We start from the raw sequence: 13,536 nt of genomic DNA, 5'->3' as shown, positions 1-13,536 counted from the left end.
ACTGGGCTGTGATTTTATAATCCGATGATTATCGCACCACTGAACCTGTGTGAAGAATCCTATGTCGTTCCTCTTCGATATCTGATTTCCGTCGGAGGTTTAGCGTGGCGAATCGTCGTCATTCGCCACGTACCAAGGCACTTTCTTTGTCTGAAAGAGGTCGGGATACCGAGTCGTTAAGAAAGTCAGAACGCGCTTGGCCACCCGTACACTGTGCTCGACTTCCTTCTCCCATTCAGTGCTTGAAAGACCATCGCTGTGCGTTGCCTCCCAGCGGATCGTCCGCATTCCAAGAATGAGACCAGCAGCGACAACCATCGCTGGTCCAAGTTTCTGCTGATCGACCTCGTCTCGGTGACCGCCGACCTTTGAGCCTTTGTTAGTGGAAGTCATGCGATGTCACCTGTAAGCGGCCAGCCTGGCTCTCTGCCGAAAGTTCCTTGAGTGACTTCGCCATCACATGAATGATCGGGCCTTCTTTTTGCAACGGTCCTTCTACCGCCAAGAACTTCGCAGTCGTGATGAGCCGTCGATTCCTTTCAAAAAAGTCCGGGGCCACGAAGACGTTGAAGACTCCCGTCTCGTCCGCAACGGAGAGAAACACAACACCGGAAGCAGTACCAGGACGTTGCTTAACGATCGCGAGCCCTGCGGTTCTGACATATGAGCCGTGAGGCCGCTGGGCAAGGTCGGCAGCCCGCAAATATCCGCGTCGTCTCAACTCCTCGCGTCGGAAGGACATCGGATGCGGGCCGGTTGTGACGCTACTCACTGCATAATCTGCAACAAGTCGCTCTTCGGCACTCATCGGCTGCAGCGGTATCTCTGGGGAGTCTTCCCGCAGCAGTTCGCTTTGCTGCATGAGCAGCGGGCCTTCCGGCTTGCCAGCCCGTTCTATCTGCCAGAGAGCATCGCGTCTATGCTCGACACCATCGAGGCTGTTCAAGGCTCCTACGTTAGCAAGGAGTGAGAGTTCTTTTCGATTGAGCCGAGGAACGCGAAGCACCAGATCATCCACAGATCGGAAGAGTCCGCTCGAACGTGCCCTAACGGTTGCCTCTGCACATTGGCTCCGCAGTCCTCGCACATACCCAAGCCCCAGCCGCAGAGACAGGGAACGGTCGTCCTCGTGCTCGATAGTGCAGGGCCAGTCCGATACCTGGATGTCAATCGGCTTTACCCGTAAGCCATGCCGCCGTGCATCTTCAATGATGACGGAGGGACTGTAGAAACCCATCGGCTGGTTGTTCATCATCGCGCAGGTGAAGGCCGCGAGGTATTTCACTTTGATATACGCCGATGCGTACGCGATGAGCGCGAAACTGGCAGCATGGCTCTCTGGAAAGCCGTAGAGGGCAAACGAGCTGATGTTCTGAATGATGGTCTCTTGCGTCTCAATATCAAGTCCATTAGCAGTCATGCCATCCCGCAGACGACCTTCAAGGTTCTTCATCCGCTCCCACGAGCGGCGCATCCCAACGGCTCGACGAAGCTCTTCAGCTTCCGAACCGGTGAAATTGGCGACGACCATTGCCATACGCAAGAGCTGCTCCTGGAAGAGGGGCACGCCGAGTGTTCGCTTGAGCGTCGATTCAAGAGAGGGGTGCGGGTACGTCACTTCCTCCTGCCTCTGCCTGCGCCGCATGTAAGGATGCATCATCTTGCCGACGATAGGGCCGGGACGAATGATGGCGACCTGTACGACCAGATCGTAGAACTTCTCAGGCCGGTTGCGAGGCAGCGACGACATCTGCGCCCGGCTCTCCACTTGGAACATCCCAATCGTGTCGGCACGCTGTAGAGTTCGATAGACTTCCTCGTCTTCCGGCAGTTGTGCGAGATCGAGTTGTTCGCCGTGATGCTCGGGCACGAGTGACAGGCAATCCTTCAATACGGCCATCATGCCGAGACCGAGCAAATCAACCTTGATGATTCCTAGGTTGGCGCAGTCTTCCTTGTCCCACTGCACGACAGTTCTTCCAGGCATGGAAGCCCTTTCGAGCGGGACGACCTTATCAAGCTGGCCTTGGCAGATCACCATGCCGCCCGAGTGCTGGCCAAGATGACGCGGAAAGTCTTGCACCCGCATACAGAGTTCGAGGTACTTTGCTATACGCGGATGCTCCACGTCAAAGCCCGCGTTCTGGAACGAACGCGCCATCGTGTCATTCGGGCCTTTCCATTCGTAGTTCGCCACCAGCCCGGACAGGCGTTGCAAGGACTCGGGGTCGAAGCCCAGTGACTTGCCGACTTCGCGTGCTGCGGACTTGCCGCGATACGTGATGACGTTTGCAGTCATAGCCGCGCCGAGCCGACCGTAACGCTCGTAGACATACTGGATTGCTTGCTCACGCCTCTCTTCCGAAGGGAGATCGAGGTCGATGTCGGGCCACTCGCCACGGCTTTCAGAGAGGAAACGCTCAAAGAGCAATTCCATGCCGACCGGATCAATAGCGGTAATCTCCAGCGCGTAGCAGACCGCCGAGTTCGCGGCACTGCCTCTGCCTTGAATCAAGATTCCGTGTTTCTTGCAGTATTCAACGATGTCCCAAACAATAAGGAAGTAACCGGCGAAACCAAGCTTTTCGATCAGCGCCAGTTCGTGTGCCACTTGCTTCTTCGCGCGTTCGAGAAGACCGGCATCGCGCTTTGGACCGTAGCGCCGGGCTACGCCCTCAGCCACGCGTTTCGCAAGAAAGCTATCCATAGACTCGCCATCCGGAACCGGATAACGCGGGAACTCGTAGCCAAGCTTTGAGAGTTGGAAGTCCAAGCGCGACGAGAGTTCGACCGTGTTCTCGACGGCGCCCGGAATGTCTCGGAAGAGCGAGACCATTCGCTCTGCGGGTCGAAGGTGCCTTTGATTGTTGATTGCCAACAATCGCCCGGCATGGTCGAGAGGCGTATGGTGCCGTATGGCAGTGAAGAGGTCCGCGATCTCGCGGTCATACTTGGTGGCATAGCGGACGCCGTTCGTTGCCAGCACGGGCAAACGGAGCGATTCAGCGATCCGCAACGCAGCTTGGTTTCTCCACTCCTGCGTTCGTTCGCGATGTCGCTGTACTTCGACATAGACGTTGCTTCGTCCGAAGATACGAACCAGCCTCTCCACCGCTTCGCGGCCAGCAGCTTCGCCTCCGGTCATGAGCGCCGCAGCCAGCGGCCCTTCATCGCCTCCGGTCAAACAGACAAGACCTTTGCTGTACTCCTCCACATCAGCCAGCTTTGCCGAGCCTTCCTGCTTGGTGCTCTCACGCATCTTGAAGCGCGTGATGAGTTGGCAAAGGTTCTGGTATCCCTCTCTGGTCTCGCACAGCAGAGCAAGGCGCGAGGGTTCGGCGAGGTGTTGATGTGGCGTCCAAATGGGAGGCGCTAACCGGTTGCCCAGAGCTGAGACGGAGACTTCAGCGCCGACGTGCGCCTTGATGCCGTTTTCTTCAGCGATCTTGTGAAAGCGCGCAGACCCATAGAATCCGTTGCGATCCATAAGCGCCATCGCCGGCATCTCTAAGGCGAACGCCCGCTCCGCCAGGGCTTCGGGTTGAGAACCGCCTTCCAGAAACGAGAAGGCACTGTTTGCGTGGAGTTCGACGTAGCGATTAGTCATAGAGACCCGCCACTCGCCAATCGTTTGCGATGAAGTCCCGTGCCAGCCTGCACACAAGCATCGCGTTGTCGCTGGCCTTGCCGACGACATCCCATTGCTCGTTCCCCCAGATCGCTTCGTTCCACCAATCGCCGCCGCTCAGCCAAGGCCCGTAGGCTTCCTGAATCAAGTAGCAACGTGAACGGAAGTGAACTTGTTGCGGAAGTCCGCGCTGAATATCAACCCTTGTCCGTTCAGCAGGACGGAGTACACGTAAACACAATGCAGAAGACTTCTGAACAGGCGTGGGCTCCGCAGTGGTGATCGAGAACGGCTCTACATGGAAATCGCTCGCTCGCAGTGTGTCGTCAAGCACCGCTTGTCCGACGTTGTTCTCGCCAACGATGGCCGTAATACGGGCCAAGGTCACATCGAGCTTTCCGGGTTCAGGCAGTTGTGGAGAGAACAACCCAAGTTGAACTTTGCTTGTTGCTCCTGTCTCCGCGAAGAGGTGAACGCCAAGGATGGACGCGGGTGGAGGATGGCCTTCGAGGTCAAGGTGCAACAGCTTGACCCATAGCTGCTTTTCGTTCGTCGGCACGCGCGGATTCACCTTGCGTTCGTGAGAGCCTCCACCGCCCAAACGTAGCGTAATCGTCACCGAAGCTAAGGCGAGCACGCGAGACTTGGCGCGAACGATAAGCTGTTCCAGCATCGTTGAAACGCCGAAGAGCAGGGATTCAAGATCGTCCAACGGAAAATCGAGTTCAATCTGCTCTTCCAACACGAAGGGAATATCAATCGGCTGGAACAGGTGTGGTCGTGTACCGTTCGCGAGCTGTAGCAATCGCTTGGCATCTTGCCCCAGACGAGCGATCAGGGACTTCTCGGGGAGCGCAGCGAGTGCAGCGACATTACGAATTCCCCATACGCTGAAGGTTTCCGCTTGCGACGGCGTGATGTGTAACACCGAGACAGGGAGCGCCCCTAACGCTTGCGCCTCGGCCCCGCGAGGCACAACTTGAATTGCCACTCCATGTTTGAGCCCACGCGCGAGGCAAATGGCGGTGTTCAGGTTCGCACTCACAGTCACCGAGGCAACGACACCGACAGCGCTAATGCGTTGGCGAACGAGTTTCGGCAGAAGTTGTGGAGGTCCAAACAAACCTTCTGTGCCTGCAACGTCCACGGCGCAGATGAAAATCCCATCGACACTTCGATCTTCCAGTCGTGGTGAGAAGGCTCCAGCGCATTCCAACAAAACAGAACGGACGGCACTCTCGGTTTTCACGCTTCGCTGCAACACGATCACGTCTTCGAAGGTCTCAACTTCAACCTTCGTCATGCCTTGCCGGAGTCCGAGCAGTCGCGCCCGCGTATTCAGGGAACACACTGTTTGGCCAAGTGCTTCACCCTCCAGAACGACGCATGGCTTCTCCTTCAGTTCAGGCCGTAAACGCAGCAATGCTTGAGCGGGGAGTTCGCGCACATAAATGCAGGCATATAGCTCAGGCACATGCTTCATCGGGGACCTGCCCAACTCGCGCGATGATCCCAGCGAGCTTCACAGATCCGTTGAGGTGACTTTCGCATTGGTACGACGTTCGAGGGAGCTTGCGGGAAACGCTGTCGAAGCACTTCTGCGCGGGCCTTGAGACCGGTGAATACCGTTCGCTCTTCTCTCAGGTTCTCCAGCGCGGAAAGCCGAAGCTGTAATTCTGAGCCGCTCTTGGCACAAGCGTATTGCGAGAGGAGCACGATGCTCGATTGGGTCTGCTCCGACGCGACCCTATACCTATGCCAAGTGGACAGCTCGATTTTAGAGACCACTTCGCTGGCGATCTCTCCAAAGTCAAGAACGATTGCGCTGAAACCGCCAGTCTGAATCAACAGGTCTGTTGTCCTTAGTGCTTGCTCAACCGCGCTGTAGACTTTCGCGCGTCGCGGGGTGCGTACAGGTACAGTGGACGATTTCAAGCTGGACTCAAAGTGCCGTGGAGCAGGCCGAGGTTTTGAGATTGGCTCCGCACATCTGGCAGTCACTGTTTCGTTGCTCAAGAACTTATCGACAGCGGCTGAAAGTCCTTTGACCTCTGATCGTGGGTGCGTTCCATGTCCGCCGCCATGAAGTCCCTTCAATCCAGGCTTGGAAGCGAAGCACGCTGCGGGAAGAGCAAACTTCCGTGTCTCAGGTTCGACGGTTGCCTCGCTGACACCGCAACGCACCCACAAGAGCCGCTTGAGGTCTACGCCGACCGAAGCCGCCGATGAGGGGTCAAAGGTATTGGAGGCGTCGATCCAAGCGCACACCTTGCCCATCGCCGTAATCTGCGACAGGAACGACAGGGCCAGCGACATACGCCCGGAGCACTCTTCTCCTACAAACTCCGTAACCGCCCCAACGGGCAAGCCCCCCTGTATCAGTTCGTCAAGAGCGTCTATGCCCGACGAAACGACCGGGCGCACCATGCGAGGGGGAGGCGTCAGTGCAGAAGGATACTTCCGCGCGAGGGCCGACTCTACTTGCACCCGGATTGTGGCGGCGGAGGCCATGGCGAACACCTTCGCTTTATATTCGCCTATCAGTGGGGAGGAAGGTCAAGCCGCCGAATTGCATAAGAACAGGTGCATGAATTCCTATCTAGCTCATAGATAACGGCTTGCGTCTGGTCAAGATGTGAATCGGGCCCAAAATCTTATAATGGAAACCCATGTGTTACTCGGCACGAGTTCGACAGAACCTCAAACACCTCTCGCGCCGCTACGAGGCGGAAGTCGATTGGGAGGCGTTTGAAGACGCATACCGCCGCCGAGCCGAAGGCGAAGACATCAAGATGTCGCGCGATTTGCAGCGCAACTTCGCAAACCCGGAAACGGAGGTTCAAAAGCGCACCGCCGGATACATCGCTCAGTACCTCAAAGAGAAGCGAACGGATTGGGAGAGCGAAGTCTTCGTTCAGAAGCGGCGTATCGCGGTTGCCGAAGAAGCCCTCGCAAAGAAGGAAACGAAGAAGGCTCGGGAAGACGTTCGCATCGGGACTGCTAAGTCTCAGGCTCTGCTGGAACAGCTGGCAGATCTCAGAAGAACCGAACCCAACAATGAAGACGCCCGCATCTTCCCGATGATCTACGCGCCAGTCCTCATTCGAGAAAATGATAAGACCCTCATTCGTCCCATGCGCTACGCCTGCCGGTTGGCGGGAAAGCCCGCAGACTACGACAAGCGGTTTCCGGGAACGTACAACGCGCGGCGCGACAGTCTGGATGACTACTGGAGCAAGGTCTACGGGCAGCATCATGCCGTGTTGGTCATTTCAGGCTTCTACGAGAATGTTCCGCTTCATCTCTATGAACATCGCAAGCTAGCTCCCGAAGAGAAACCAAAGAATCTCGTCCTAGAGTTCGATCCTCAACCATCCAGCGACATGCTCGTAGCCTGCATCTGGGACCGCTGGACGAAACCCAATGAGCCAGACCTCTACTCGTTCGCCGCGATTACCGATGAACCGCTTCCTGAAGTCGCTGCAACGGGACATCAGCGCACCATCATCACGCTTCAGGAGAAGTATCTGTCCGAATGGCTTACTCCGAGCGGAGCGAGCAAAGAACGACTAGAACACATACTCTCGGATAAGGAAGTCCCGTACTACGTGCATCAGATTGCTGCGTAATGTCCTGTTGTCACTCTCTCGGAATGCTGGCGTAATGCTGTAATTCACCCAGAACTAATGGGGGTACCCGCCAGTTCAAAAGATAAACTGGAAGGTCAATGAGCTTCTTTCCCATTCCGGGGCGCGACGCAGCTTCCACATTCGCCGGGTATATCTACCAGGTCAATGTCACGATCGCGCGTTGGCTCGATCTTCCGGATGGAAATCAACTTGTCCTCGAAGCAGGCGAGGATATTGACACCGTTGTCGCTGCAGCTAATTCGGACGGTGGAAGTAAGAAGCGTCTTCTAGAACAACTGAAGCAGACCAGTTCCAATATCACTCTGCGGACGCCGGATAGCCTTGAGTCCATTGCGAATTTCTGTCGTCATCGTGAGTCCAATCCGGGCCTCAGCATCACCTTTCGATTTCTGACGACGTCTTTTGTAAGCAAGGAACGATCTCCTTGGTCGCCGGCTGAACCTGGCATCGAACTCTGGAAACAGATACAGAGTGGAGCATTGTCGGGCGCTTCAGCGAGCGTGCCTCTTCTCGCTATAAAGACTTTTCTTAAGTCCTGCCCGAAACCGGAAGCCGTTACGGAAGAGAGTTGGGCAGCGTTACACCGGACTCTCGATGACCAGGACGAAAATGATTTTAAAGATCTGGTTCGATCTTTTGAGTGGGTAACCGGAGCGGGCAATCACGAGGAGGTTGAACGTCTTGTTCGCGAAGAGCTCCAAGCGCGCGATCCAGACAATTCGGAGCAAAGAGCAAAGATTCAATACCGCAATCTCTTCAGCTTTGTCGTCAGCCTCCTCGGCCAAGCAGGAGACAAAGTATTAACGCATGCAATGCTTCTTCAGGAGTTGACCGCATCGTCCATGACGCTCGCGGACCACATTTCCGCAGCCGCGCTGCGAACCTGGATTGCCGACGTTGACGCGAAGCTTGCCGATCATGAAAGTCGCATCGAGGTCCTTGAGCGACGTACTTCTCAGATCGCCGTAAACACTTTCTACGAACCAAAACGCCGAGGACCTCGTGGGGTTCTTTTCGATTACGACCAGACACTCTATGGACGCCGTGGGCGGCTCCAGGAACTGAAGCGCTTTATTGAAGACGATGGTGTACGGATCGCCGTCCTTCCTGGCCGAGGTGGCGTCGGAAAGACGAAGTTATTGATCGACTGGTCTACGTCGCTCACAGGATGGCGTTATCTATGGGTGAATCCACATGGGCAGTGGACCGACGAGACATCGAAGGCTGTTCCTGCGGAGAACACTGTCCTGATCGTTGACGATGCGCACCAGTACAGCGATCTCAACCATCTGATCGCTTATGTCGCAACCGACACCGGGAATGGACCAAAACGCAAACTAGTGATTGCAACGCGGCCTAGCGGTCAAGCGTACGTCAACGAAACGCTAGCTCGTGAGGCCGACGAGAGCTTTATCCGCCGGTTCGATTCCTTGCGTGAACCCAATCCCGATGCTGTCTTGGAAATTGCCAGGGAAGTCTTGGGAACTCAGTTCGAGAGCAATGCTGAAGCACTCTCCAGGGTTTCCGCAGATACTCCTCTGATAACTGTCGTTGGCGGCCGACTGATTGCACGCGGACAGATATCACCCGATCTGTTGGTCAACGACCTCGACTTTCGCAATGCTGTGTTTTCAAAGTTCGCAGCAGACTGCGAAGGGGATCTTCCCGCAGGTGGTAGAAGCCGGCAAGAGTTGCTCCGGTTGATGTCTGCCGTTCAGCCGGTTTTGGAACAAGACAACAACTTCGGTAACCGTGCTGCAGCCTTTCTTTCTATTCGCCCCGACCAAGTTTGGCAGGGGCTTGATGACCTTGAACAGCGGGGCGTTCTGGTACGCGGAAGAGGTGGACTACGCATTGCTCCGGATCTGTTTGGAGACTACCTCTTGGAGTCGGCATCGGTGGGGCAATCAGGGGTGTCGACGGGTTTTGCAGATGCAGTATTTGAGTCGTTCAGTGACACCCATCTTTCAAATCTCCTTAAGAACTTCGCGGAGTTGGACTGGAGGATCACCCAACGTACACCCGAGTCACGGCTGCTCGATCAAATCTGGGAAACACTATACGCTAGCTTTCGAGCTCAAGGTGCGATTGAAAGAGAACGGTTTCTGCGCGACATTGCATCATTTTCGCCGTTTCAACCGGAACGTGTGCAACGAATCGCCGAGATCGCGATGGACGAGCCAGTGCAGCCCGAGCGGTTCTACAGCATCAGGAAGGTGACGCAGGACGAATTGCTCCGGCAGGTGTCACCGCTTCTAGGTGTGACGATCTATCATGAGGCCGCTGCGCAGGGAGCCTTCGATCGACTGTGGACGCTGTCTCAGGCGAATAACGAGGGCGTCCATAACGGAGCCCGTAGAGCTCTTAAAGAAGCGCTCTCGTATCACCGATACAAAAGCGTCCATTTCAATGAACGATTCCTCGACATGGTCGAGAAGAAAGCCGGAGATGACTCCGCCTATAGCGGTAAGTTCACGCCATTTGACCTGCTCAACGAGCTGTTAGCGTGCGAAGTCGATGACCACGGTTGGAGGAAGCGTGCCTTCACCTTCACAGCGCTGCCAGTGAATTACACCGGCACGGCCCATCTCAGGCAGCGTGTGTTGAAGATCATCTGCGAGAAGCTCGCCTCGTCCTCGCCACGCATTGCTGTGTTGGCTGCAAAGGAGCTTGGATACGTCATCGCTGAGTTTCATCCGAAGATGGGCCGCTCTGTTACCCAAGAAGAGCTCGATTGGCAGGAGGTCGAACGCCTCAAGGCGCTCGAATGCATTCATGCTCGTATCGGTTCTGGAAACCTAAGTCCCGCTCTGTCCTTCAAGCTTCGACTATTGCTCAGCCGGATCGGTCGTCGTTCGGCACTGTCAGCTACCGTCAAAGCAAGAGCTGCGAGTATCCTGGCCGAGCTCCAAACTCCCCCCTTTGGCAATCTTCTTTACGCTCTTTGCACGAACCCTTATGAGGATGGAGAAATCAGGTTCAACGATGTTTCGATTCCTGGTTGGCGGCAGAGTATCGAAGATCTGGCGTTCGACGAGCTTACGCAAGCTCATCCGAGACAGATGGACCAGATCCATGCAGTTGAACGAGTAATCCGCGTTGCTGTGGACGCAGGTCTGCGGCTCCAAGCCCTCGATCAGGTGTTTTCTCGTCTCTGTAAAGATGCCGATTTTCTGGGTGCATTCAGTGAACATTTGGTCACTGATCAGAAGCCCTATCTGGCGACGGAGGGGGCCTTTGCACTGCAAGCATGGCGCTATTCCAACCCCTCACAATATCAGCACTACGGTTTATTGTTTGCGCAATCTCCGAACGTTTTTCTAGCCCGGGCTTCGGCCTGCACAGCGTCTTATGGATTTCCTGTCGAGTACGCAATCCCTGAAGATTTTGACTTGCTACGTGCTCTTGCGACACGCACAGAGGACTACGTTTTAGCCGATCTCATGGCTGGACTGCGGCGTTTCATGCAGCATTCCAGCTATGCAGCGGAAGCCGCCCAACTCTATGCTGACCTCAAAATCGGAACGGAGCAGTATCTTGCTGGACATTACTGCCACAATCTTGGGGTTCACCCTCTACCAAAGAACCTTTTCAGCCGCGACCAGGCCGAACGTGTTCTCTCGAATCTAGTCCCTATCGAAAAGCTTGAGCGCGACTCTATCGGTGGATTGTTTTCGCAGTTGTGCTCTACCTGTCCTAGAGCGATTGTGGCGTTCTTGAAACAACGGCTGCAGCACAGAGCGAAGCTGGACAGCGATGGGGTGGATTCTGACTATAAGGCCATCCCTTCGTCGTTCTCTTGGTCGAGTCTGCGTGATGCGAAGAACTCTCCGGAGTACCGTGACGCGATTTTCGACTTCATTGATCTTCTTCGCATCTTTCCGGAGGCGTACCACGCTCTAGCTCCGATCTTTTGGTACATCGCAGACTTGGATGGTCCAACGCTTGAAGCGCTCGACGAGCTCTTGCACAGTGAGAACGAGATGGACACTCGTCTTCTCCACCATCTGATTCACGAGAGTCCGAAGGGCTTGGCGCTGTCTCAGCCGTTTTTCGCTCTGCATGTGCTGAGCATTGCTGAATCATTCGCTGACGAGATGAGACGCAGCTTCCGAAGTGTCCTATTTACGAACACTCTTCGAGGGCCGGGCGTGCGTACCTACGCGGGGCTTACCCCTCCTCCAGCAGATCTCAGCCATGTTTCGCAGGCTGTAGCCCTCCGTGACCAATGGCCCATTGACAACCCGATGCATACGTTTTTTGCGGAATTAGCCCAGAACCATGCGCCTGTACTTCCTGCTCCGACGTTCCATGACGACGAGGGGTACGAGGACGATATTCTTGAGGATGATCCTGATCCGACCCTGCCTTCCGAGGTATAGTCTTTCGTCCTCGAGGTGACCGCCTCATAAAATGAGTTATGGCCGAATCTCCCGGTTCATCTAATTCGTCCGGTACACCCGCCCTGGTCGTTCCAGTCGGCTCTTGGCCCGCACCTCTCGCTCATTGCGAAAGCCCGCTTATAAAGTTTTCCGACGACCGGGTTCTAATAGGGGAAATTACGAGTGAAGAACAAAACGGATACAAGGGGAACCGGCTCTTCTATACGGCCATGATTCCTGTCTCCGAGCTGCCAACAGTGCTTCAGGTTCAAGGGGGCCTGCACCACAAAGTAAGTTCGGACAGTTCCAATACGTCACTTGGAGCCGACGACTCGAAAGTTTTTCAATTTTGGATTCAAAGCCCCGCAGGCCCGCGTTACGAAAGCCTGCTCGCCGTTTGGGACAATAGCAAGCAAACGGTGCTGCAGATTCACCCCGAATTCCTCGCCGCATATCGGCTTGTCCCTAGAAATCTCGCTAATGGAATGGTTTGCTGGGATGATCTGTCGAGGCCTGTCTACGATGTGGTTCGCGTTGAGTCGGTGTCTACCTACACCTCGGACGGATACTCGACTGCGCGAGTCACCGTATTGAAGGACTATTTGGAAGACTTTCTCCATCAGCGCTCTTGTGCCGCCGTGGCCGTCTTTTTCGATGAGCGCTTTTCGACCGATGACACTAGCGTTGCCGAAATCATCGCCAAGCATGGTTGGCACACGGTTCAGGCCGCGCGTCAGTTCTGGTTCAAGGACATTGATCTCGATTTCGCCAACCAAATCTCCCAAGTTTCCTGCACAGAGCTCCTACTTGATCCCCACAGCAGCCCTATCTCAGAGCCCGTAGAGGAAAGCCTCTTCTGGCCTGGCCGGACCGCTCCCATCCATGGAAAGGGAAAGGGTGCGTTTGCTCCCATGGAGCTCGCATATGTACGCGACGAGGTACTGGCTGAGTTCGAGCAACAGCCTGGGTACGACACATCTCCGGAGGGTGGTTGGGTCGGCTATGGCAACCACTGGGCGGTTAGCTTCGTTGACCGCATCGGGCGAAATCATCTAGCGATTGAACTCCGGAAGCTGTATGAGGGTGCGCCCTTCAACGTGATCAAGCACTACCATGCGTACGCAGTCGTCGCAGATGTAGCAATCGCAGACCGGGGGCAACACGGGAACCGGAACATTGGTGTTCGTGCGAAGGAACTCGTGTACGCGTTTATGGCAGTGAACCAAACCCTCGCGCAAATTGCTGAAAATCTTGGGCTCGTTTTCACTCCAACCGACTTGGGGCAACTCGGCCTAGAAGAGATTAACTACTGCGGTTGGTGGACGAATCCGGAGCTGAAGGCACTTGGGTACACCGCGTTGGAAAAGATGCCGCTCTCCGAACTTCTCAGTCGCACCAAGGACATCTTCAACCTCCTTCAACGTTGGCAAAAGGCTCCTTTGCTTCAAATCGCCGTTAGTCTTGGCGTCAAGAAGAACGACATCGCTAATTTTCAGAGTCTGAAACTTATTGCCACGGTATGCCAGCTAGCCCAGATTGCAAAAGACTCGGGTCTGAATCTTGTTGCGGATAGGCAGTTGATCGCGCCGAGCTGGGACAGCAAGGTCGAGTTGGGTGTGCTAACGCCAATTTTCAAACTGAACGGACTCCGCATCATGGAAGCACACAGCTTGGCGGGCGGAATTTCCAATCAGTTGATTGAGGCGCTTGCCCTCTTCGGAATCGATCCTCAGCAGCATATGCAGGGATGGGGGCTCGCCCTCGATATGATCTTCGATAGGACAATAGACTCCTTGCGAAAGATCAACACTCTGTTCAAGTTGGTCCTGGACACAAATGCTTAGAAAGATGTGTTCTCGACTACGCCTTCTGATCC

Annotated in this window: 7 protein-coding genes; 3 read left to right on the top strand and 4 right to left on the bottom strand. The window is 55.3% G+C overall.

Translation table 11 applies throughout. The annotated features are described in order from the left end of the window. Nucleotides 1–99: 99 nt before the first annotated feature. Genes PW792_08650 through PW792_08635 form a run of 4 tightly spaced genes read right to left on the bottom strand, consistent with a single transcriptional unit; the run spans nt 100 to nt 6,055 of the window. A complete protein-coding gene (locus tag PW792_08650) occupies nt 100–393 on the bottom strand; it encodes a hypothetical protein (GenBank protein MDE1162001.1) in 294 nt (97 codons plus the stop codon). Then, nucleotides 380–3,607, bottom strand: coding sequence for an error-prone DNA polymerase (locus PW792_08645; protein ID MDE1162000.1), 3,228 nt, complete (start codon nt 3,605–3,607; stop codon nt 380–382). The genes PW792_08650 and PW792_08645 overlap by 14 nt, the downstream gene beginning before the upstream one ends. After that, nucleotides 3,600–5,111 carry a DNA polymerase Y family protein gene (locus PW792_08640; protein ID MDE1161999.1) on the bottom strand — a complete coding sequence of 504 codons (1,512 nt, stop codon included), beginning with the start codon at nt 5,109–5,111 and terminating at the stop codon, nt 3,600–3,602. Before PW792_08640 ends, PW792_08645 begins: the two co-directional genes overlap by 8 nt. After that, nucleotides 5,108–6,055: a recombinase RecA gene (locus PW792_08635; GenBank protein ID MDE1161998.1), complete on the bottom strand. Its 948-nt coding sequence runs from the start codon at nt 6,053–6,055 to the stop codon at nt 5,108–5,110. Before PW792_08635 ends, PW792_08640 begins: the two co-directional genes overlap by 4 nt. Before the next feature lie 242 nt (nt 6,056–6,297). Here PW792_08635 and PW792_08630 point away from each other — a divergent pair, with 242 nt between their 5' ends. The 3 genes from PW792_08630 to PW792_08620 all read left to right on the top strand — a co-directional run bounded on the left by PW792_08630 (nt 6,298) and on the right by PW792_08620 (nt 13,504). Beyond that, a complete protein-coding gene (locus PW792_08630) occupies nt 6,298–7,257 on the top strand; it encodes an SOS response-associated peptidase family protein (protein MDE1161997.1) in 960 nt (319 codons plus the stop codon). A 98-nt stretch (nt 7,258–7,355) separates the two neighbouring features. Further along, a complete protein-coding gene (locus PW792_08625) occupies nt 7,356–11,660 on the top strand; it encodes a hypothetical protein (protein ID MDE1161996.1) in 4,305 nt (1,434 codons plus the stop codon). 38 nt (nt 11,661–11,698) lie between these two features. Next, nucleotides 11,699–13,504 (top strand): hypothetical protein, encoded by a 1,806-nt coding sequence (locus tag PW792_08620; GenBank protein MDE1161995.1) that lies wholly within the window; start codon nt 11,699–11,701, stop codon nt 13,502–13,504. Nucleotides 13,505–13,536 lie beyond the last annotated feature (32 nt).

The organism is Acidobacteriaceae bacterium, from assembly GCA_028283655.1.
Taxonomy (GTDB): Bacteria; Acidobacteriota; Terriglobia; order Terriglobales; family Acidobacteriaceae; genus Granulicella.
This window is presented reverse-complemented; position numbering and strand designations above follow the sequence as displayed.